Below are 21,128 nucleotides of genomic sequence, written 5' to 3' on the forward strand. Positions count from 1 at the left end.
CCCGGCCGGCTGTGGTCGCAACATCCCGCCCGCCGGTCTACTTACGTTCGCCGATGAACGATGATCCAGGGACGGCAACCAGGTGTCAAACTAGTTACTCTGAGTAAATGATGCAGGGAAGCGATTGCCGTGACGACGACGCACGCCTGTCGCGACAGCGCCATACCTACGGCTCTACTGCCCCTGCCACCTAGTAGAACGGTCGGCCCGGGACAGGGTGTTCAAGCGGTGAGCGAGCTCGCCTCTGAGCCTGGGGTTGCCCGGAGCGAGCCGGATCAACGCAGTAAGGGTGCTGAGCTCCCGGATGTTGTAGAGGGTGTCGTAGCCGGGCCAATGTCGCAGGTCATGACCGTAGGCGTGGGTGAAGGCGTCGACGGTGGCCGGGTCGACACCGAAACGGGTCTCCGCATAGGTGGGGATGAGATCGATTTCGAGTGGGCCGATGCTGACGGAGTCCCAGTCGCCAAGGACAGCCCGGTGCGGGCCGGCGTTCCAGAGCAGGTTCCCCGTGTACAGGTCGGCGTGGATGAGGCCGTGCCCGAGGGGGAACTGCAGGCCGTCATACTCGTCGCGGAGTTCCTTGATACGGCGGGTGAGCCACGTGTGTTCGTCGTCGGTCAACGCCTGACGGGCGGCGGGTGCCTGAACGGTCGACGTGAGCGTGCGAAGGGGCTGGTACTGCGGCAGCGACGGCGGGTGGTCAGGAACCTGGTGTAGTGCAGCCGCGAGCCGGCCGAGGATCCCTGTGTCAGGCCAGCCGGTGTGCTCGGGCTGCGCGTAGTAGTGCCAGAAGCTGACAACGGTCGGAGTGTCGGCTGGGCCGAGAACCAGTGGCTGATCCTCCCCGCTGGGCAGTTCCGTGGGGGCGGTCGCCGGGAAGCCCTGGTCGAGCAGCCAGCGGGTCACGCTGATGGCAGTGCGCGCCTTGTCAACTACTCCAGGTCCGTACCCGATTCGGGCAACGACTGGCACGGCGTCGAGGAGATACACGGCGTTGGCGAAGTGGCGGATCAGTCGCGCGCCCGATGGGTAGCCGGCCCGGAGGCAGGCAGCGTCCAGGACCGCGTGGAGGTTTTCCGGTCGCCCGTGGCGGTCCGCACCAGGGCTCATGTGCTGATCTCGTTGGCTGAGTGCCGGCGGCACTGCTCGACCAGGTCGTCGATAGCGCCGCGCATCTGGTGCGCGAGTCGCGTGTGCTGGTAGCGCGCCGTTGCGAGTTCACGCTTGAGCACGGTCAAGGGCTGCACGAGGGCCGGGATACGCATCGTCGAGGGCTGGGCATGCACCACAGCGAGGGCTTCAGCGGCGCCGTCCAGGTCGCGCAGCGAGTCGGCGACACGGGCGGCGGCGACGTCGACCCAGGCGAGGGTTTCATCGCCATAGGACCGCTGGTCAGCCGGGCCGCTGGCGTATGCGGCAATAGCGGCCAGCGATGCGTCGTGAGCAGCAGCGGCGTCGCCGAGACGCAGGAAGACCGAGCCGGCGTAGAAGCTCTGCTTGGCCGGGGTGAACTGCAAAATCCCGCCTATGTCGTCGAACTCGTCTCGATGACCAGCGTACTGATCGGCGCTGAGGTCGCTGGCCGCGCGAGCCCGGTCGAGGGCTTCTCTGGCCGCCGGCGCGTTGCCCAAGCTGGCGTACGCGCGCGCCTCAATGCTCGCCAGCCGTACCAGCACGGTACCGGGCACCAGCGCCCGGCGGGCGTGAACGGTGGCCTGCCCTGCCAATCGGACACCCTGCCTGGCCGCGCCATACCACTCCTGGGTCATCGCCTGGTTACCCAGGACCCACGCGGTCAGCGTCGGACTGTCCGCGCGTTCAGCGCAGGCGAGCGCAGCCTGCGTCTGGATCATGGCAGCTTGCGGCGCGCCGAGGTCCCCCGAGGCGTAGGCGAGGACCGCGCACGTGGTCCCAGCCAGCAGGTAGGTCTCCCGCAGCCGGACCGGGTCCGGATGGTTCCGGATCAGGGTGAAGAGATCATCGCGGAGGTCGACCAGGTCAGCGAAGACCGGTGTCAGTGGTGAGTAGACATACGCGTGCGTCAGCGCCGTCAGCCGGGCTCGTAACGAGGCCACCGACAGCTCCCCGAGTCGGGTCGAGTCGGCCCAGAGCGCGAACTTCGCCGAGCCTCGAGCGGCGTCGTCCACCACCCCGGGAGCGATGTCGCGGCCCGCTTGAAGATGTGCCCTGTGCGGAGGGTCTTGTTCGACTGTCAAAAGCTGATCGACGGCGTATCCGAACTCTGCCTCGACGACCCGGCAGGTACTCGGCCGTGGGGCTGTCCCCACCTCGCCACCGAGCCACCGGTCAAGCTGCCGCAGGCTCAACGTGAAGTCGCGAACGCCCAAAACTCGCGCTCGCTTCTCCAGTGCCCTGAGTGTCTCCTCGCGCGTCAGGTGCCGGTCCGTCATGAGTCGTTGCATGAGCGTGATCCGCGGCCGGGCACCCATCACACCTCCCAAAGGTGAACGTAGTTGTCAGTAGACACACCGTAGCGACGGGCAGAAAACCGTTCAACGTCCGCTGCCGGGCCAACGGAAGTCCCGACGCCGCCAGACGAGAAGCCGGCGTGGGGGTCCGGCGCGGCTCCACATGTCAACGCGGCGGCAGTCCGAGGGCGGAGCGCCGTCGTCCCCACGTCCCGCGAACCCGGCCAAGAATGGGCCACCGAACCGGCACGCCCCGACTCGCCGGGTTTGCTTAGTTCCACAAGGTCCGCGCCTGCTCCGGCGTGGACGATTCGCAGCTAAAAGGAGGTTCTGATCATGGCTACTGCAACGGGGACCCAGGCCGACGGCGCGGCCGCCCCCGCGCGCTGGCGCCCAGCCGGTTCGACCGATGTCGAACGGACGGCAGCGGACAGCGTTGAAGACACGATGGTGACTGGACATCACGCATGCTGAACTCCGCGACCTACCTCAGCGCCGAGGCTCTGGACCGCTTGAACAGCGCGCAGCAGGTCGTGAACAAGCATCTCCTCGAGTGCAGCACCTGCGGTACCAACCGGCTTTGCTATGACCGCATCGAAGCCGAGCGCGTCTTCCTCCGCTACGGGCGCCTCCCGCGACGTACCCCCGGCCTCACCGGTACCACCACCAAGCGCCCCGGATCTACCTGGCATCACCGTCTATGAAACTCCCCTGGGACCTCGCCGATCCGCCCGCGAAACCACCAGCCGGCTGCCGAGACGGCCAACGCTGGCGCACCGCCCACGCCCTCTACGCCGAACACGGCCTCGAAGACACCGGCGCGCACTGCCGCTGCGGCGAGTTGTGGCCATGCCCTACTCACCGCCGCGCTATCCGCGCCCTGGCAACCGCGTACTTACAAGCCGGCCCCGTCATGGTCGTCGCTTCAACGACGCACGTGGTCTGCCGCTGGTGCGCCCGCACCATCGTGTTGCACCCGGACCACGGCTGGATCCACCCCTACGACGGATACGTCACCTGCGACCCGCCCCACCCCGACATCTCGCCAGCCGCCACCGCCGAACCAGCCCCCACCACCCGGTAGACCGTCCCAAACGGTGCCCTCGGTCCAGCACCGGCCAGACCGGTCCAGCGGCTCCCGAGCGCCCGGCGAGCACCCGGCCACCTGTACGGCGTACGACAAAGGCCCCGACCGGGCGGTAATCGCCTGGTCGGGGCCTTTGTGTCTGGTACGCCGCGTAGGACTCGAACCTACAACCCGCGGATTAAGAGTCCGCTGCTCTGCCAGTTGAGCTAGCGGCGCTCGCTGACAACGCGGGCAACCCTAGCATGTCCGGCCGTCCAGCTTCCAACCAGTTGCCGGCAACGAGCCGTCTGTCCGGCGGACCTGCCCACGTGCGCGGATCTGGCACCCTTCCGGATCAGGCACGAAGGGCATGGCGGGTGATGCACGATGTCGGCAGGGACGGAACAAGGAACGGGGACTGGCATGCACAAGGTCAGGAGGGGTTGGTCGGTCGCGGTGACACTGGCAGTCATCGCACCGGCGGCACTGGCAGGGTGTGGATCGGGCAAAACGCCACGGTTCGTCAGTGGCCAGGTGGCCACGGCGAGTCCGACACCCTCGCCGGAGCCGTTCGAGTTCGCCATCGCACCGAAGGCGGACGCGAAGAACCTGCCGATCAGCACGGAGATCGGCACCACGGTCAGCGGCGGGGAGGTCACCTCGGTGAGCCTCGTCGAGGACGGTGGCGGCGAGGTCAGCGGCAGTATGCGGGAGGACGGCACCGCCTGGGTGCCGGACAAACCACTCAAGAATCAGAAGAAGTATACGGCGACTGTCGTCGCGACCAGCAGCACCGGGGAGGAGGAGACCAAGACCACGTCGTTCACCACGATGGGTAGATCCGGGTCGCAGACCGGCACCGGCCTCTACCTGTTCGACGGACGGACGTACGGGGTGGCAATGCCAGTGGTGGTCGAGTTCTCCCCCGGCATCCCCGAGCAGGAGCGGGCCAGCGTACAGAAGCGGATGTTCGTCAAGACCGACCCGCCGCAGCCGGGCACCTGGTACTGGGTGTCCAACGGTACCCAGGCGTTCTACCGGGCTCCGGATTTTTGGCAGGCTGGCACGACGTTGACCACTCGGATCGCGCTGGACGGTCACCCGACCGGTGACGGCCGGTACGGAGACATGGACCGGGGCGCCACCGCGAAAATCGGCGAGAAGGTGACCGTGGAGGTCGACAACGCCACCAAGCAGCTGTCGATGTTCAAGGACGACAAGCTGGTCAAGCAGATGCCGGTCAGTCTCGGCAAGCCGAGTACGCCGTCGTCGAGCGGCACCATGGTGGTGATGGACAAGCAGGAACAGACCGTTTTCGACACTTTCGCCGAGTTGGGACCGGAGGAGGGCTACCGGACGGACATCTCGTTCGCCCAGCGGATCACCTGGGGTGGCGAGTTCATCCACGCCGCCCCGTGGTCGGTCGGCGACCAGGGGGTACGCAACGTGTCACACGGTTGTGTCAACTTGTCGATGGCCAACGCCGAGTGGCTGTTCAACCAGACCAAGGTCGGTGATCCGATCACGGTCAAGGGCACCGAGCGGGAGCTGACGGACGGCAACGGCTGGACCGCCTGGAACCTCACCTGGGACGAGTTCGTCAAAGGTAGTGCGTTGCCAGTGCCGGCCGATCTACAGCCGGCAGGGGCTGGTTCGCCGGCACCGACGACGCCGGCGCCGGTACCGACAGCGACGTCCGGATGACGATCGATGCGTTTCCGGTCCACGTCAGGCGGGCACAGTTTGACATCTGAATAACTGCCAACTACGGACGAATGAGACACGGCTGACCGAGCGGACCGGACGATCCGGGGAATATCGGTCAGCCGTGTCGTTGTTGCGTACGTTGGGGCACGAACCCGGGAGTTGCCCCAATGCGTCTTTGATGGACGATGGGATTCGGGGACCGAACTTCGTGAGGGGATCATGCGAGTCAGCTGCTTTCAGGTAGAGCCGCGCACCGGGCGGGCGCGACCGCCCATACCGCGGGTTGTCACGGCCGTCGCGCTCGCCGCCGCGCTCGCGCTCACCGGTGCCTGCACCGGCGCCGGCGACGCCCCCACCTGGCAGGGCGGTACGGAAGCCGACCCGAGCCCGCAGGCCCGAGCGACGATCACCGAGCCGGCCGCCGACGCCACCGACGTGCCCGCGTCGACGGCGATCACGTTCACCACCACCGAGGCGGCGCAGACCACGGTGGAGTTGACCGACGCCGACGGCAACCCGGTGCCGGGCGAGGTCGACGCCGACGGCACCTTCTTCCTGCCGAACGGGCAGTTGGAGTACGACGCCGCGTACACCGCGACGGTGACGGTGACCGGCGACGACGGCGAGACCACCGTGACCAGCCACAACTTCCGGACCATGGCCCAGCCGGGCAACCAGGTACGGGTGTCCAGCTTCCTGGGCGACGGCAACGTGGTCGGCGTCGCGATGCCACTGATTCTGCGGTTCAGCCGGGAGATCCCGCAGGACTACCGCGACGACGTGCAGCGACGGCTGAGCGTCGAGACCGAGCCCGCCCAGGAGGGCATCTGGTACTGGGTGAGCCCTACCGAGGTCCAGTTCCGGCCACGCGAGTTCTGGCAGGCCGGCACCCAGCTGTTCTACAAGGCGCAGACCGGTGGCCTGCCGATGGGCGACGGCTGGTACGGCCGCAACGACCTGGCCGTGGACGCCGAGGTCGGCGCGGCGCTGGTGATGACAGTGGACAACGCCAGCAAGACGATGGTGGTCACCAAGGACGGCGAGACGATCAAGGAGATCCCGGTCAGTCTCGGCAAGCCGAAGACGCCCTCCTCCAGCGGCACCATGATCGTCATGGAGAAGCTGAAGGAGACCGTCTTCGACACGTACGAGGAGCTGGGTCCGGAGGAGGGCTACCGGACGGACATCGAGTACGCCCAGCGGCTGACCTGGGGTGGCGAGTTCATCCACGCCGCCCCGTGGTCGGTGGCCGACCAGGGGGTACGCAACGTGTCACACGGCTGCGTCAACATGTCGACGGACAACGCCAAGTGGCTGTTCAACCAGACCAGGGTCGGTGACCCGGTCACGGTCAAGGGCACCGAGGTTCAGCTCGCCAACGGCAACGGTTGGACGGTGTGGAACCTCAGCTGGGACGAGCTCGTCGAAGGCAGCGCCCTGCCGTACGAGCCCGGATCGACCGAGTCGACCGAGTCGGAGTCGACGCCGGGCGGTGCCGCCGGCGGGTCCGGGACCAGCTCGGACCCGCCGGCCTGACCCGTCCCCGCCCGGGAACGGGTACCGAGCAAAAGCGCCCGGCCAGGATCTGATCCTGGCCGGGCGCTTCGGTATGGGGTGACTGAAGGGACTTGAACCCTCGACACCCGGGACCACAACCCGGTGCTCTACCTGCTGAGCTACAGCCACCAAGAACCACACCCGGCGGACTGCCGCGTGGGGTGCCGACCAATGATAGCCCTACCGGCGGGCATCACGTCGAGCGGGTTCCGCCGGGCCGGCCCCCGGCCGCCGCCCACCGGCCGGTCGTTCGGCGACGGTCAGAGGCCGGCGGCGATCGCCTTGGCCGCGTCGACGTCCGGGCCGGGCAACGGCACGAAGATCGACCGCCGGTAGTACTCCAGCTCCCGGATGCTCTCCCGGATGTCGGCCAGCGCCCGGTGCGACAGCCCCTTGGCCGGCTGCCCGAAATAGACCCGGGGGTACCACCGGCGGCACAACTCCTTGATCGACGAGACGTCGATCATGCGGTAATGCAGGTAGGAGTCGAGTCGCGGCATGTCGCGGGCGATGAACCCCCGGTCGGTGGCGATCGAGTTGCCGCACAGCGGCGCGGTCCTCGGCTCCTGTACGAAGCTGGTCACGTACTCCAGCACCCGGTCCTGCGCCTCGGCGAGGGTGACCGCCGAGCGCCGCACCTCCTCGGTCAGCCCGGACTTGGCGTGCATCTCCCGCACCACGTCCGGCATCCCGGCCAGCGTCTCCTCGTCGGCATGGATCACCAGGTCGACGCCGTCACCGAGCACGTTGAGGTCCGAGTCGGTGACCAACGCGGCCACCTCTATCAACGCGTCCCTGCCGAGGTCGAGCCCGGTCATCTCACAGTCGATCCAGACAAGAAGATCCGCCACGCGGACAGCCTACGCGGCACCGTCCAGCGGCCGGCCAGGTCACCGGCGGCGGTCCCCGCTAGGCTCGCGGGCGTGCCCGCCGACACCCTCCCGGGCGGCTCCGCGCCGCGTCCCGTTGACGACAGATCCCGCACGCCGCGCCGGGTCACCGTCGTCGTCGCGCTCAGCGCCGCCGTGGTCGCCGCCCTTCTCTGGTACGGCAACCGGCACGACTTCTACGACCTGAAGATCTACCTCAGCGCGATGCGCTGGTGGGCCGACGGCAACCCGCTCTACGACTACGTTCAGCCCGACGTGGTGCAGGGCCAGCTCTACTTCACCTATCCCCCGTTCACCGCGCTGCTGCTGCGCCCGTTCGCGGCGGTGGGCGCCGGGACCGCCGCCGCTGTGTTCACCGTCGGCACGCTGCTGGCGGTGGTGGTCACCACGGTCTGGCTGGTCACGCCGATCGCCCGCCGGCGCGGCCTGCCGCGCTGGTGGCTGGCCGGTCTGGCGGTACCGCTGGTGGTGCTGATCGAGCCGACCCGGGAGACGATCTTCCTCGGGCAGATCAACATGCTGCTGGTCGTGCTGATCCTGGCCGACCTGCTGTTCGCCGTACCGAAGCGGTCCCGATGGGCCGGCGTCGGCGTCGGCCTGGCGACGGCGATCAAGCTGTTCCCGGGGATCTTCATCGTCTACCTGCTGGTCACCCGGCGGTGGCGGGCGGCGGGGGTGTCCTGCCTGGCGGCGGCGGCCGCCACCGGGCTCGCCGCAGCGGTCGCCCCGACGGAGTCGTGGCGGTTCTGGCTCACCGAGCTGTGGAGCACCGACCGGGTGGGGCGCAGCGACTACACCGGCAACCAGTCGCTGCAAGGGCTACTCGCCCGGCTGGCCGCTCCGGCCGAGCCGGACCGGCTGGTCTGGCTGGTGCTGGTGGCCGTCGCCGCCGGCTACGGGCTGTGGCGCGCGGCCCGCGCGGTACGGGCCGGCGACGAGCTGGCCGGGCTGACCCTGACCGGCCTGGTGGCCGCGCTGATCGCACCGATCACCTGGCCGCACCACGTCTACTGGTTCGTCCCGGCGCTGATCGTGCTCCTCGACGCGGCGCTGCCGGACCGCCCGCTGGTCGCCGCCGGGCCGCAGCCGGCGGCGGCCCGGAGCGGAGTCCGGGCCGCCGGACCGGCGGCGTTGGTGGCGTTGGCGGCGGCCATCTTCGCAGCGCTGGTCGTCGGTGTCGTGTCACTGATCGACTGGGGGCACGCGAAGGTGCCGACCGACGATCCGGCCACCTTCGTGTTGCGCAACCTGTACGTGCTGGCGGTTGCGCTGCTGCTGGTCAGTCTGCCGATCCGCCGCTACCCGACGTCGGCTCCGGGCGGGTAGCGGCCGCTGGGGCAGTTGCCGCAGCTGGCGTCGGGCGGCGGGTCCGGGCGAACGCCAGCCCGCCGAGTGCCAACCCGCCGAGGCCGGCGAGCAACCCGGCGATCCCCACCCCGAGCGCGGCACCGTTGCCGCCGGTGTCGCTTTCGCCGGTGGCGGTGTCGTCGGCCGGCGCCTGGTCGTCGACCTGTTCCTGACCACCGCCGACGGCCGGGCTGTCCTCATCAGCCGGGGTCAACGTGAGCACGCTGGCCGGGGTGGCCGGCTCCTCCTCGCCGGGCACCGGCACTTCGATCCAACGCACCACGGTGCCGTCGGAGTAGGTCTGCAGCGACTTGAAGACCAGTTGATCGGCCTCCGGCAGCGGACCCATCCGGATCGGAAGGTCCAGGAACTCGCCCGGCTGCACGCTGGCTTCCGGGGTCTCGGCGGTCCACACGACCCGGGACACCGCCTCAGTCACCTGGGCACCGTGAACCTCCAGCGGCGGATCGACCGGCGCTGTCTGCACCTCGACGGTCCAGCCGGGCACCCGGGCCAGCGACACCGAGGCAATCGGCGTGTCCTCCGGCATCACCACTTCGACCTTGGTCGTGCTGTGTTCGTCGCTCTCGTTCGGCACCTGGAAGTCGAGGCGGGCGTAGTCGCCGACGGTGGCCTGCGACGGGTACACCGTGATGTGCGCGGCCGCTGGGGTGGCCAGGCCGAGGACGCCGACGAGGACGGCCGCACCGGTAAGCGCCGCGGCGCGGGCCGGTGTGCGTCGGTGACGGAGCATGAAGTAGCCCTTTCTAGTTGATCTCCACCGTGGTGGTCACGGTCGCCTGATCGATGTCGGAGATCCGGACGGTGATCCGCAGCTCCCAGTCTCCCGCAGCCGGCAGGCTGATCTCACCGGTGGCGTGGTTGTCGGTCAGCGGCAGCAGCGGGATCTCGATCGGCTCGACCCCGCTGGCCGGCAACGCCGCCGTGGCCTGCCACTCGATCACCGGCTGCGGCCGGTTCTCCTCGGTGTAGGCGTACAGGTGGACCGAGTTGTTGCCCCGCCGGGCCGGGTCCACCTCCACCTGCAGCGAGTAGATGTCACTGTTCAGCGTGGTGGAAAAGTAGCCGTTGCCGGCCCGCAGGTCCTCGCCGATGGCGGTCCGGGCCGGCGTGGTCTGCACCAGCACCGCGGTGACCGCCAGCACCACGGCGGTGACGGCCAGTTCGGCGACGACCGCCTGCCGCATCCGGCCGGGACGGCCGGCGGCGCTGCGATTGCGCACCAGCTGCCGCGAGTACGCCGCCACCGCGAGGACCAGCCCGAACAGGCCGATCTTGGCCAGCAGCAACCGGCCGTACGTGGTGCCGAACAGCGCCTCGAGCGTGCCCACCTCGATCAGCGCCTGCACCGTACCGGCCAGCAGCAGGGCACAGACCGCCAACGCCGCCCAGCGCGACCAGATCGGCAGGATCGCGGCGAGTTCCCGCTCCTCGGCCTGCCGGAGCAGGAACACCGTGAGCATCGCCAGACCGCCGAGCCAGACCGCCATCGAGCTGAGGTGTACGGCGTCGATGACGACGGAGACGGCCGGCACCGGCGAGGCGCTCGGGTGACCGGCCAGTGGCCAGGTGAACACCCCGATGACGGCCAGGACGCCGAGCAGGATCTGGTCACTGCGGCCTTCCGAGCCGGCCAGGAACGGCCGCAGCAGCACCGCCGTGGCGGCCAGCACCCCGAGCCGGACCAGCAACGCGGCGCCGATCCCGCTGCCGAGGACGTCGCGTAGCGCCGCGCCGTCGGCGTCGCCGATCCCGCCGCCGGTGACGTACGGGGCCTGCAGCCAGATGGTGGCCAGGGTGGCCGCCGCGACGAGTCCCAGCCCGGCCCAGGTCAGGCGGCCCGGCCCGCCACGGGCCAGCCGGCGCGGCCAGAGCATGCTCAGCACCAGCACCGGGCCGACGATCAGCAGCAGTCCGGCGTACCCGACGAACTTGGCCGCCTGGAGCAGCCCGCTGACCAGCGGATCGGTGTCGGCGCCGCCGTCGTCGGTGGGCACCGCCGACGGCGCGCCAACCGAGTAGGTGAAGCCGCCGCTGACCGGGTGTCCGTCGGCGGAGATCACCCGGTAGCTGACCAGGTAGGTGCCGCGCGACGTCTGCTGTTCGACGCCGACGGTGACCACCGCGCCGTCGAAGACCGGCTCGCCCTGGTCGACCCGCTGCCCGTCCGGGGCGATCACCCGTACCCGGTCGGGGACCTGCCGCACCGATTCGGAGAAGGTCAGCACCACTTCGGCCGGGGCGTTCGGCAGCACCGAGTCGGTCACCGGGCTGGTGCTGACCAGGACGGCGTGCGCGCTGGCCGGCGCGGCGGCGGGTAGCAGGACCACGGGCAGCGCCGCCAGCAGCAGGCCGGCCATAGCCGCGATGCGCGACGTCCATCTATTCGTTGCGGCAGTCATGGGGAATATGCTCGCCGGTCCACCTGGGTCCGCGCGACCCGGCCTCCCCTCATTGGTGGTTGGTCGGCTGGGCGGAAGTCGAAGTTCCAGCGATGCCCGATGTGACGTACGACATCGGATTTTCCGGTTTGTTGGCGCGTCGCCGTGGAACTCGGCACCGGGTGCGCAGCGACTAACAGACATGAGGGTACAACCCTGGGTCGGTGCCGCTGTCCGCCTCGGGCTGGCCGCCGTCTGGTTGTTCGCCGGCGGGTCGAAGGTCACCGACCTGGCCGGGTCCGGCCGGGCTGTCAACGCCTACCAGGTCTTTGCGTACGACCTGGCGATGGTGATCGGCGCCGCGCTGCCCTTCGTCGAACTGGCGCTCGGGGTGCTGCTGCTGATCGGGCTGGCCACCCGGCTCTGCGCGGTCGTCTCAGCCGGCCTGCTGGTCGTCTTCATCGCCGGCATCACCTCCGCGTGGGTGCGCGGGCTGCGGATCGACTGCGGCTGCTTCGGCGTCGGCGGTGAACTGGCCGCCGGGCAGACCCCTGCCTACGGCCCGGAGATCGCCCGCGACCTTGCCTTCCTGGCGCTCGCCGGGTTTTTGGTCTGGTGGCCGCGCACGGCACTGTCGACAGATTCGTGGGTAAACAGCAACAGATAGTCATCTTTCAGGTAGATCGGCGGGTGACGGCGATGAGCCGGCGAGTGGAGCAGAAGAAGGCGGCCCGGGTGGTCCGCGAGCAGCTGGCCCGGGAGCGGCGGCGCCAGCGCGCCCTCTGGACGTCGGTGGCGGCCGTGGTGGCGCTGGTCCTCGCCGGCATGATCGGCTGGGCCGTCTACCAGACCCAGCGCGGCGGCGAGTACACCGCGCCGCCCGGTGCGGTCGCCGACGACTCCGGCATCCCGATCGGGGACGGCCCGGTCACCGTCGACCTCTACGCCGACTTCCTGTGCCCCGCCTGCCGGCAGTTCGAACAGCAGGTCGGCCCGACCCTGGACCAGCTCGTCGAGGATGGCAGGATCACGCTCGTGTTCCACCCCGTCGCGATCCTCGACCGGCTCAGCGACGACGCGTACTCGACGCGGGCGTCGGCGGCGTCCGGCTGCGCGGCGGCCGGCGGCAAGTTCGAGGAGTACGCCGCCGCGCTCTATGAGCAGCAGCCGGCCGAGGGCGGCCCCGGGCTCAGCGAGGAGCAGCTGATCGCCATCGGCGGTGAGGTCGGGCTGGACACCGGCAGCTTCGGCCAGTGCGTCCGGGACGACACCTACGCCGGCTGGCCGGCCCACGTCACCGAGCAGGCCGGCCGGGCCGGGGTCAGCGGCACCCCGACCGTGATGGTCGACGGCGCGACCGTCGCATCGAGCGCCCAAGCCGTCACTGCCGCGGTGGACGCGGCCGGCTGACGTGCGGGTCACCCGACGGCCAGCTGACGCACGGTTCACCCGGCAGCCGGCTGGCCCGCGACTGGTCGGTCGGCTGGCGGTGTTCGCCGGCGTGGCGGCGGTGCTGCTCACCGGTGCCACGGCACCGGCCGCCGCGCACGGCGCGGACGCCCCCGCGGCCACCGACTACCGGGTGGCGGTGACCGGCACCGTGCCTGCCGTCGACGGGCTCACCGTACGGGTCGTCGAGGCCGGCGCCCGACTCGAGCTGACCAACCACAGCGGCCGACCGATCGAGGTGCTCGGCTACGCCGGGGAGCCGTACCTGGAGATCCGACCGGACGGGGTCTACCAGAACCGGCGCTCCCCCACCGCCTACCAGAACGAGACCCTGTCCGGCGACACCCCGGTGCCTGCCGACGCCGACCCGGCCGCACCCCCGGACTGGCGACGGATCGCCGACCGACCGCTGGTCCGCTGGCACGACCAACGAACCTACTGGCTGGACGCCGCCCCGCCGGAGGCGGTGCGGGCCGCACCCGACCAGGTGCACCGGGTACGCGACTGGGTGGTGCCGCTGCGCGACGGCGTCACCCCGGTCGAGCTGCGCGGCACGCTGGACTGGATCCCGCCGCCCGACCCGCTGCGCTGGTGGGGCGGCACGCTGCTCGGCACCGTACTGCTGGCGGTCGCTCTGGTGACCACCGCCCGGCGCGGCCGGTGGACCGCACAGCTGGTCTCCGCCGGCGGGCTGGCCGTCGGCGGCGCGACCGCCGTCGGCTATGTGATGGCCCGCGCCGTCGAATCCGGCACGGGTGGGCCGCTCGGCCTGCTCGGCGTGCTGCTCGACGGGCCGGTCTGGGCGTTGCTGACCGGGCTGGCCGCGCTGGCTGCCGCCGGGTACGCGGCACGCCGCCGGCCCGGTGCCGAGTTGGCCCTCGCCCTGACCGGCGCCTGCCTGGCGCTCTTCGCCGGAGCCGCCAACGCCGCCGTGTTCACCCGGGCGATCGCCCCGGTGCCCGGACCGGCCTGGTGGCCGCGGATCGCGGTCGCCGCCGTCCTGGTCAGCGGGGCCGCCGTGGCGGTCGGCGCGGTGCTACGCCTGCGCGCGGAGCCCGTCACCGGTCCGGACAGCGTCGGTCGAGCCGTCGGCGACGGCCCGGAGGGTGTCGGCCCGGACGGAGGCGAGCTGGCGCGCGGCGAGCAGCGGATCGAAGCCGAACGGTAGCTCCAGCCGGTGCCGGGCCAGCAGCTCCGCGTCGGCGAGCAATGCTGTGGTCGGACCGTCCGCCACCACCCGGCCGCCGTCCAGGATCACCGACCGGTCACACAGCTCCAACGCGTACGGCAGGTCGTGGGTGACCATCAGGATCGTCACCGGCAGCCGGTGCAGGACCTCGGCCAGCTCTCGACGGGCCGCCGGGTCGAGGTTCGACGACGGCTCGTCCAGCACCAGGATCTCCGGACGCATCGACAGCACCGTCGCCACCGCCACCCGCCGCCGCTGGCCGAAGGACAGGTGCTGTGGGGACCGGTCCCGGTGCTGCGCCATCCCGACGGCGTCGAGCGCCTCGTCGACCCGCGCCGCCAGCTCGGCACCGCGCAGCCCCAGGTTCGCCGGGCCGAACGCCACGTCCTCGGCGACCGTCGACAGGAACAGCTGGTCGTCCGGATCCTGGAAGACGATGCCGACCCGGCGGCGCACCTCGGCCAGGGTCGCCCGCCGTTGGTCCACCGGCAGCCCGCCGACCTCGACCTGGCCGGACCCACCCCGCAGGACGCCGTTGAGGTGCAGCACCAGCGTGGTCTTGCCGGCACCGTTGGGGCCCAGCAACGCGACCCGGGCACCGGCGGGCACGGTCAGGTCCACCCCGTGCAGCGCCGGATGCCCGTCCGGGTAGCTGAACCGCAAATCGCGCACCAGCAGCGACGGCGGCACCGAATCGGCAGACTGTGTCGTACCGGCGTCGCCGGCCGGCTGCGTCGAGCCCGCGTCGACCGGATCGCTCACCGCGACAACACCGCCACGGCGGCGATGGTAGCGGCCGTCACCGGTACCGACGCGGCCAGCATCCACTGGCCGGCCGTGGCACCGCCGGTGGCCTGCCAGGCCACCGGCATCCGACCGGTGTAACCGCGGGAGATCATCGCCAGGTACACCCGCTCGCCGCGCTCGAACGCCCGCAGGAACAACGCGCCGACGCCGGCGGCGAACCCGCGTACCTGCCAGAGGAAACGCGGGTCGTCGCCCCGGGAGATCCGGGCGATTCGCATCCGCCGGGCCTCGTCGACCAGCACGTCGACGTAGCGCAGCATGAACGTGGCGATCTGGGTGACGATCGACGGGCAGCGCAGCCGGTCCAGCCCGACCAGCAGTTCGCGGCTGGTGGTGGTGGCCGCCAGCAGCAGCGACGCGAGCACCCCGAGGGTGGCCTTGGCCAGGATGTTCCAGCCGCCGTAGAGGCCCTCGACGGACAGGCTCAGACCGGCGACCGGGATCCGTTCACCGCCGGCCAGCAACGGCAACGCGAACGCGAAGGCCACGAACGGGACCTCGATCAGCGACCGCCGGGCCAGCCAGGCCGCCGGCACCCGGGCGACGACGGCGACCGCCACGACCAGCAGCAGATAGCCGCCGAAGGCCCACAGCCGCTCGCGTGGGGTGGCCACCACCACCAGGGTGAACGCCAGCATCGCGGCGATCTTCGTCTCCGGCGGGAGCCGGTGCACCGGGCTGTCCCGCTCCAGGTGCAGCAGCTGCGCAGGCCCGGCTCCCACCGCTGGTCAGCTCTGCGGTCCGCCGGCCGGCGCCTCGATGGCCGCTGCCTCGGCGGCCGCTGCCTCGGCGGCCGGTGTCCCGGCTGCCGGCCGGCGGCTGCGGGTCAGCCAGAACAGCCCACCGGCGACCGCGAAGGTGAGTAGCACCCCGACCGCGCCGGCGACCGCCGTACCGACGAAACCGTTGTCCACGGCGGTCAGGCCGTAGTCGGCGAACGGGCTGTCGGCCAGCTCGTGGTCCTGCGCGCCGGAGCCCATGCAGGCCCCGCCGACGATCTCCTCGCCGTCGAGTTCGCAGCCCTGGGTCGACGCCGAGTCCAGCCCGTCGGGCGAGCCGGAGGCGAAGTTGCTTACCACGCCGGCCAGCAGCAGCGAGACGAACAGACCAGCCAGGACGAAACCGGTGTTGCGCTTCATGCGGCACCTCCGGTGGACGCGGGCTGGGCGGCGGTGGGGGCGGCCGGCGGGCTCGGCATGGCCGGGCGGCGCAGTCCGCGCAGGGCGTACACCAGGTCCGGGCGGGTCCGGGCGACGGTCAGCACGGTGACCGCGGCGATCAACCCCTCACCCACGCCGATCAGGACGTGGGTGCCGGTCATCAGGGCCAGCACCTGACCGAGGCCGAACTCCTGCAGCTGCGTGGTGCCGCCGATGGCGTACTGCAGCACGAAGCTCAACGCGGCGGCGACCACGCTGACCACCGACGCGACGAAGGCGGTGACCGCCAGCCCGGTCGGCGTGCGTGGCAGCACGCGCAGCAGGACGAAGATCAGCCCGTACGCGGCGGCGGTGCCGACCAGCGCCATGTTGGTGACGTTCGGGCCGATCGCGGTGACCCCACCATCGGCGAACAGCAGTGCCTGCACGATCAGCACGATCGACACGCAGAGCGCGCCGACCCACGGGCCGACCAGCAGCGCGGCCAGCGCGCCACCGAGCAGGTGGCCGCTGACCCCGGGCAGCACCGGGAAGTTGAGCATCTGGACGGCGAAGATGAACGCGGCGACCAGGCCGGCCATCGGGGCGAGCCGGTCGTCGAGGTCCCGGCGGCCGCGGACCAGGCAGTACCCGAAGGCCACCGCGGCAAGCACGGCGTAGCTGATCGCTACGGGGCCGTTGAGCACCCCGTTCTGGATATGGAGTGCGAGGGGGTCCACCTGGTTCCTCCCGGCTGGGCAGTCCGTTGGTCGCGTGGCCAGCCTATTTCGCTACCGCTGCTCTTGCATAGGGCATGCAACTAATCACGGTTGGCGGTCCGACCCGGCCGACGGCCTCGGAGTAGGCTCCGGCCATGACCTCAGCTGCCACCGGCGGGCCGGTCCGCCTCGCGCCGGGCGAACCCGCCCCGGAGTTCACCCTGCCGACCGACAGTGGCGACCAGTTGTCCCTCAAGGAGCTACGCGGGCGCCACGTGGTGCTGTACGCATACCCCTCGGCGATGACCCCGGGCTGCACGAAGCAGGCGTGTGATTTCCGCGACTCGCTCGCCGGACTGCAGGCCGCCGGCTACGAGGTGGTCGGCATCTCTCCTGACAAACCGGAGAAACTCGCCAAGTTCCGCGAGCGCGACGGGCTCACCTTCCCGCTGGTGTCCGACCCGGACAAGACCGTGCTCACCGCGTACGGCGCCTACGGCGAGAAGCAGCTGTACGGCAGGACGGTCACCGGGGTGATCCGGTCGACCTTCGTGATCGACGCCGACGGGCGGATCACCAGGGCGCTGTACAACGTCAAGGCCACCGGCCACGTCGCCAAGCTCCGCCGCGACCTCGGCCTCGACTGACGCAACAGCGCCGCCGGCCCCGGCCCCGGCCGACCGGGATTCGGCTAGCCTGTCCTCGGCACGTAACCTAGAAGCGCTCGGGGCCGTAGCCCAATTGGCAGAGGCATGCGACTTAGGATCGCACCAGTGTGGGTTCAAGTCCCGCCGGCCCTACCCAGCGCCTGACACCCAGGCCCACCCGGAGTCGACACACCGCAATGATTCCCCCGCTCTCCGTACGGCTGGGCTTCGTTCTTGATCCGCCGCTCGTCGACGAGCTGCGCGAGCGGATCATCGCGCTCTGGGCGGACGCGACCAACGCCGGCGGCGCGGTCGGCTTCGTCGCCCCGGTGACCGTCGCCGACGTGCGCCCGACCGCCGATGCGGCGTTCGCCGGGGTCGCCGCCGGCGTCGACCGGCTGCTCGTCGGCCACGACGATGCCGGGCTGGCCGCGTTCGTCTTCGTCACCAGCAACCGGTTCGACCTCAAGGAGCACTGGCGGGTGCTCAAGCGGGTGGTGGTCGCACCGGACCGGCAGGGGCGCGGCTACGGGCTGGCTCTGATGGCCGAGGCGGAGCGGGTCGGCCGGTCGATGGGTCTGTCCGCGCTGCAGGTCACCATCCGCGACGGGCACGGGTTGCCGGCGTTCTACCAGCGGTGCGGCTACCGGGAGGTAGGTCGGCTGCCAAGCGCGCTGCGGGTGGCTGACGGCGACGACCGGGACGAGATCATCATGTGGCGGGAGCTGAGCGGCGCACCGGCGAACTGGCCAGCCGCAGACTGGGTCGGTCAGCCGCAAACCGACGATCGGTCAGCCGCAGACTGACGGCGGGTCGGCAGGAGCTGCAGCCGGCACCGTCGACGGGCTGGCGGCCGCGTCGAGACCCGCTGCACCGGCGGTTGGCGACGGACCCGGCGAGGCCGACCCGGTGGACGTTGGACCTGGCGACGGTGGTTCGGCGGTCGACGTGGTCTGGGCCGCCGGCGGCCGGTCACCGGCGCGGTCGGCGCCGGAGCCGCCGGCGGCCGAGGACGACCCGGACGACCGGGAGCCGGAGCTGGAACCCGATCCGCTGCCGTACAGGCGCACGTCCGTCTGCTGGGTCCGCCCCGGGGCCAACTGGACCCCCGGCACGGTCGCCCGATTGCCGTACACGTCGGTGACCCGCAGGGAGTACGGGCCGGGGCCGAGCCCGTCGTCGGCGAGCCAGTAGTTGTAGTCGTGCCGAACAAGTCCGCGCCACTCCGATCCGATTCGGGCCTCGACGGTCGCGAGCGGGTTGCCGTGGTCGGTGACCCGCACCGCGAACCACCACTGCGACGCGCCCTGTTTGACCCGCACCGCGAGCGGCCCGGTCGGCGGGTCGACCACCGCCCGGTAGCTGAGGTCGACGATGCCCCGCACCGGGTCGGCGATCCGGGCGAACGCCTCCCGGGACAGGTCGAGGTGACCGACGGCGCACTCCGGGCACTGGTCCATGATGACGACGCGGACGGTGCCACGTGGACCGGTGACGTCGAGGTGCCCGCCGCACGCGGCGGCGTCGGCGTACTCGTCCGGGCCGAGCGCGACGTACATCCGGTCTGCCGGCGCACTGTCGAACGAACAGTTGCCGCCCTGCCCCTGCGTGTCGTAGAAGGTGGCCTTGCCCTGATGGATGCCGCCGCCGACGGGTGGTGCCGCGCAGGCCGGGCTGGCGCCGACCTGGGCGGCCAGCAGCAGGCCGAGCAGGCCGGCCCCGGCTGCGGCCGCACCGCCGGCCAGCCAGCGGGTCCGGCCGGCATGGGAGGCGGGTCCGTCGTCGGTCACGTCCAGTGATGCTGCCGTACTGCGACGTACCCGGGCAACGGTCCTAAGTGAGACCTAAGAGTAGGGACCGGCCGCAACCACCACGTTGTCGCCGACGGTGATCCGCCCGGTGCTGTCCGGAATGATGTTCATCCCGAACAGGACACCCTTCGGCCCACGGGGATGTCGGGCGAGGATCCGCAGCGGCTGTTGGCCGCGTTCGCCGGTGTCCTGGTCGGTGGTGGTCACGACGCAGCGGGCGCAGGTCTTGGCCACCCGGAAGGTGACGTCGCCGATCCGGATCCGACGCCCCAGCCAGCCGTCCTCGGCCCAGGCCGGCGCGCCACTGATCACCACGTTGGGGCGAAACCTGTGCATCGGCAACGGCGCGGCCGGGTCGCCCGACTCGACGAGCCAGTCGTTGACCTCGTCGAGGGAGGCCGCGTTGGTCAGCAGCACCGGGTAGCCGTCGGCGAAGCTGACCGTGTCACCGGGACGGCCGTGGTCGGGGTTGACCGCCCGTACCGTCGGGTCGGCCAGCCAGGCCAGTCGGGCCGGTCGGCCGATGACCGCACTGATCCAGGCGTGTGCGGTGGCTTCGGCGAGCCGGGCCGGCACCGCGGCCTTGGCCCGGAAGACGCGGACCTGCACCGGCGGGCCGGCGACCGGCGTGCAGACATCCAGCGTGGGCGCGACCGGTGGGGGGACGTCCGGTGTCGGCCGGCCGGCGGTGTGCAGGGTGAGTCCACCGGCGACGGGCTGGGGGCGGATGTGGACCAGGGCCGGAGCCTCCCGCTGGGTGATGCCGACTCCGTCCGGGTCGATGATCATCCAGCGTCGGTCCCCGGCCAGGCCCCAGGGCTCGACCTGGGCATCGTCGTGGTCGAGGCGGCGACACCCCTTGACCGGGTACGTGTGGAGGGCGGCGACTCGCACGCCGGTCACGACGGCGGCCGGGTACGGACCGGGTTGCGATGCGGCGGTAAGCGTTCCACGCGCTGGTTCTACCACAGCCACCAGTGGTGCCGACGCGGCCACCGTTGCCGACTGAATGAAATATTGCATACAGTGTCAGGGTGAATGACAGCGAGGCCGTCCCGGCCGCTTCGGCCGAACGGGTGCTCGACCTGTTCACCGGTGTCCGGCTCACCCCCACCCAACGACGGATCGCACACAGCCTGGTGCAGCACGCCGGCTCCGCCGCGTTCCTGTCCGCCGCCGAGGTCGCCGAGCTGGCCCGGGTCAGCCAGCCGTCGGTCACCCGGTTCGCGATGGCGCTCGGCTACGACGGCTACCCGGCGCTGCGCCGCCGGCTACGGGAGTTCGCCGTCAATCCGGCTGGCACCGGCCAGTCCGGCGGCCCGGCCGGCCTGCCGGCACCGCGCGGCGAGTCCCGGCGCGGCGGGCGGCGGACCTACGCCGCCGACAACGAGATGCAGCGCGCGGTCCGCGCCGAGGCCCGGCAGCTGAGCACGCTCGCCGACCAGCTGGGTGATCGGGACCGGCTCACCGCCGCCGGCACCCTGCTGGCCGGCAGCACCCCGCTGCCGGTACTGGGGCTGCGGGCCGCCGCGCCACTCGCCACCTACTTCGGGTTCTTCGCCGCCAAGGTCCGCCCGGACGTGCGGGTGCTGGCCAGCGGCGGCAGCCTGCTTCCGGAGCGCCTGGAGCAGACCCGGGAGGCCGGCGCGACCGCGTTGCTGGCCATCGTGCTGCCCCGCTACCCCCGGGAGGCCGTCGACGCGCTGGTCGAGGCGCGCGCCGTCGGCCTGGCCGTGGTGCTGATCACCGACTCCCTGCTGAGCCCGGCCGCCGAACACGCCGACCTGGTGCTGCCCGCCCCGGTCGGCGACCAGCTGGTGTTCGACCTGCACGCCGCGCCGATGGCGTTGGCGATGGTGCTGTTGCAGGCGATCTGCGACGCGGCACCGGGTGAGGCACAGCGGCGGCTGGAGCAGTTCGAGCGCTCCGCCGCCCAGCGCAACGTCTTCATCGGCTGACTACCCGGAAG

20 protein-coding genes, 3 tRNA genes and 1 pseudogene are annotated in these 21,128 nt (G+C 71.1%); 11 read left to right on the forward strand and 13 right to left on the reverse strand.

Going from position 1 to position 21,128, the window contains the following annotated elements:
- Window positions 1-174: 174 nt before the first annotated feature.
- A complete protein-coding gene (locus ACFHWS_RS13810) occupies window positions 175-1,143 on the reverse strand; it encodes a phosphotransferase (protein WP_416568308.1) in 969 nt (322 codons plus the stop codon).
- The gene (locus tag ACFHWS_RS13815; protein ID WP_416568309.1) at window positions 1,107-2,450 is read right to left on the reverse strand and encodes a hypothetical protein; all 1,344 of its coding nucleotides are present in this window, start codon (window positions 2,448-2,450) and stop codon (window positions 1,107-1,109) included. The genes ACFHWS_RS13810 and ACFHWS_RS13815 overlap by 37 nt, the downstream gene beginning before the upstream one ends.
- An 892-nt stretch (window positions 2,451-3,342) precedes the next feature.
- Here ACFHWS_RS13815 and ACFHWS_RS13820 point away from each other — a divergent pair.
- Entirely contained in the window at window positions 3,343-3,513 is a 171-nt protein-coding gene (locus tag ACFHWS_RS13820) for a hypothetical protein (RefSeq protein WP_416568310.1), read from the forward strand.
- A gap of 143 nt (window positions 3,514-3,656) precedes the next feature.
- Here ACFHWS_RS13820 and ACFHWS_RS13825 read toward each other — a convergent pair.
- Window positions 3,657-3,732, reverse strand: a tRNA-Lys gene (locus ACFHWS_RS13825).
- 186 nt (window positions 3,733-3,918) lie between these two features.
- Between ACFHWS_RS13825 and ACFHWS_RS13830 the strand changes: the two genes are divergently transcribed.
- Both ACFHWS_RS13830 and ACFHWS_RS13835 read left to right on the forward strand, forming a co-directional pair.
- On the forward strand, window positions 3,919-5,199 hold the full coding sequence (locus ACFHWS_RS13830; protein WP_416568311.1) for an Ig-like domain-containing protein: 1,281 nt from the start codon (window positions 3,919-3,921) through the stop codon (window positions 5,197-5,199).
- Window positions 5,200-5,421: 222 nt separating this feature from the next.
- Window positions 5,422-6,738, forward strand: a complete 1,317-nt coding sequence (locus ACFHWS_RS13835; RefSeq protein WP_416554636.1) for an Ig-like domain-containing protein — start codon at window positions 5,422-5,424, stop codon at window positions 6,736-6,738.
- Between the two features lie 74 nt (window positions 6,739-6,812).
- Here the strand turns inward: ACFHWS_RS13835 and ACFHWS_RS13840 are convergent.
- Together ACFHWS_RS13840 and orn are read right to left on the reverse strand one after the other, a co-directional pair.
- Window positions 6,813-6,888, reverse strand: a tRNA-His gene (locus ACFHWS_RS13840).
- Window positions 6,889-7,019: 131 nt separating this feature from the next.
- Window positions 7,020-7,610: an oligoribonuclease gene (gene orn, locus ACFHWS_RS13845; RefSeq protein ID WP_416554638.1), complete on the reverse strand. Its 591-nt coding sequence runs from the start codon at window positions 7,608-7,610 to the stop codon at window positions 7,020-7,022.
- 72 nt (window positions 7,611-7,682) lie between these two features.
- Between orn and ACFHWS_RS13850 the strand changes: the two genes are divergently transcribed.
- Window positions 7,683-8,975 carry a glycosyltransferase family 87 protein gene (locus tag ACFHWS_RS13850; protein ID WP_416554640.1) on the forward strand — a complete coding sequence of 431 codons (1,293 nt, stop codon included), beginning with the start codon at window positions 7,683-7,685 and terminating at the stop codon, window positions 8,973-8,975.
- On the opposite strand, the gene ACFHWS_RS13855 is transcribed toward ACFHWS_RS13850, so the two are convergent.
- Window positions 8,929-9,750 (reverse strand): YcnI family protein, encoded by an 822-nt coding sequence (locus ACFHWS_RS13855; RefSeq protein ID WP_416568312.1) that lies wholly within the window; start codon window positions 9,748-9,750, stop codon window positions 8,929-8,931. The two genes, ACFHWS_RS13850 and ACFHWS_RS13855, sit on opposite strands and share 47 nt — an antisense overlap.
- Before the next feature lie 13 nt (window positions 9,751-9,763).
- Complete coding sequence (locus tag ACFHWS_RS13860; RefSeq protein WP_416554780.1) at window positions 9,764-11,428, reverse strand: copper resistance CopC/CopD family protein; 1,665 nt, start codon at window positions 11,426-11,428, stop codon at window positions 9,764-9,766.
- A gap of 172 nt (window positions 11,429-11,600) precedes the next feature.
- On the opposite strand from ACFHWS_RS13860, the gene ACFHWS_RS13865 reads away from it, so the two are divergent.
- Genes ACFHWS_RS13865 through ACFHWS_RS13875 form a run of 3 tightly spaced genes read left to right on the forward strand, consistent with a single transcriptional unit; the run spans window position 11,601 to window position 14,015 of the window.
- Window positions 11,601-12,065 (forward strand): DoxX family protein, encoded by a 465-nt coding sequence (locus ACFHWS_RS13865; RefSeq protein ID WP_416554644.1) that lies wholly within the window; start codon window positions 11,601-11,603, stop codon window positions 12,063-12,065.
- 32 nt (window positions 12,066-12,097) lie between these two features.
- Window positions 12,098-12,808: a DsbA family protein gene (locus ACFHWS_RS13870; RefSeq protein WP_416554646.1), complete on the forward strand. Its 711-nt coding sequence runs from the start codon at window positions 12,098-12,100 to the stop codon at window positions 12,806-12,808.
- Window position 12,809: 1 nt separating this feature from the next.
- Window positions 12,810-14,015 carry a hypothetical protein gene (locus tag ACFHWS_RS13875; RefSeq protein WP_416568313.1) on the forward strand — a complete coding sequence of 402 codons (1,206 nt, stop codon included), beginning with the start codon at window positions 12,810-12,812 and terminating at the stop codon, window positions 14,013-14,015.
- Here the strand turns inward: ACFHWS_RS13875 and ACFHWS_RS13880 are convergent.
- The 4 genes and pseudogenes from ACFHWS_RS13880 to ACFHWS_RS13895 all read right to left on the reverse strand — a co-directional run.
- A pseudogene (locus ACFHWS_RS13880) lies at window positions 13,995-14,726 on the reverse strand (energy-coupling factor ABC transporter ATP-binding protein); the annotation flags it as partial. The gene ACFHWS_RS13875 and the pseudogene ACFHWS_RS13880 sit on opposite strands and share 21 nt — an antisense overlap.
- A gap of 68 nt (window positions 14,727-14,794) precedes the next feature.
- Window positions 14,795-15,565, reverse strand: coding sequence for a cobalt ECF transporter T component CbiQ (gene cbiQ, locus ACFHWS_RS13885; protein ID WP_416568314.1), 771 nt, complete (start codon window positions 15,563-15,565; stop codon window positions 14,795-14,797).
- 6 nt (window positions 15,566-15,571) lie between these two features.
- Complete coding sequence (locus ACFHWS_RS13890) at window positions 15,572-15,982, reverse strand: PDGLE domain-containing protein (RefSeq protein WP_416568315.1); 411 nt, start codon at window positions 15,980-15,982, stop codon at window positions 15,572-15,574.
- Window positions 15,979-16,722: an energy-coupling factor ABC transporter permease gene (locus tag ACFHWS_RS13895; RefSeq protein WP_416568316.1), complete on the reverse strand. Its 744-nt coding sequence runs from the start codon at window positions 16,720-16,722 to the stop codon at window positions 15,979-15,981. The genes ACFHWS_RS13890 and ACFHWS_RS13895 overlap by 4 nt, the downstream gene beginning before the upstream one ends.
- Window positions 16,723-16,856: 134 nt before the next feature.
- Here ACFHWS_RS13895 and bcp point away from each other — a divergent pair, with 134 nt between their 5' ends.
- From bcp to ACFHWS_RS13910, 3 genes are all read left to right on the forward strand, one after another.
- Complete coding sequence (bcp, locus tag ACFHWS_RS13900) at window positions 16,857-17,348, forward strand: thioredoxin-dependent thiol peroxidase (protein WP_416554656.1); 492 nt, start codon at window positions 16,857-16,859, stop codon at window positions 17,346-17,348.
- Window positions 17,349-17,427: 79 nt separating this feature from the next.
- Window positions 17,428-17,501 (forward strand) — tRNA-Leu (locus tag ACFHWS_RS13905).
- Window positions 17,502-17,545: 44 nt separating this feature from the next.
- On the forward strand, window positions 17,546-18,154 hold the full coding sequence (locus ACFHWS_RS13910; protein WP_416554658.1) for a GNAT family N-acetyltransferase: 609 nt from the start codon (window positions 17,546-17,548) through the stop codon (window positions 18,152-18,154).
- Here the strand turns inward: ACFHWS_RS13910 and ACFHWS_RS13915 are convergent.
- Window positions 18,140-19,138, reverse strand: coding sequence for an expansin EXLX1 family cellulose-binding protein (locus ACFHWS_RS13915; protein ID WP_416568317.1), 999 nt, complete (start codon window positions 19,136-19,138; stop codon window positions 18,140-18,142). The genes ACFHWS_RS13910 and ACFHWS_RS13915 overlap by 15 nt on opposite strands.
- 54 nt (window positions 19,139-19,192) lie before the next feature.
- Window positions 19,193-20,053: an MOSC domain-containing protein gene (locus ACFHWS_RS13920; RefSeq protein WP_416554782.1), complete on the reverse strand. Its 861-nt coding sequence runs from the start codon at window positions 20,051-20,053 to the stop codon at window positions 19,193-19,195.
- A gap of 140 nt (window positions 20,054-20,193) precedes the next feature.
- Between ACFHWS_RS13920 and ACFHWS_RS13925 the strand changes: the two genes are divergently transcribed.
- The gene (locus ACFHWS_RS13925) at window positions 20,194-21,117 is read left to right on the forward strand and encodes a MurR/RpiR family transcriptional regulator (protein ID WP_416568318.1); all 924 of its coding nucleotides are present in this window, start codon (window positions 20,194-20,196) and stop codon (window positions 21,115-21,117) included.
- Window positions 21,118-21,128: the final 11 nt, after the last annotated feature.

The organism is Micromonospora sp. LOL_013, assembly GCF_048060315.1.
GTDB lineage: Bacteria > Actinomycetota > Actinomycetes > Mycobacteriales > Micromonosporaceae > Micromonospora_E.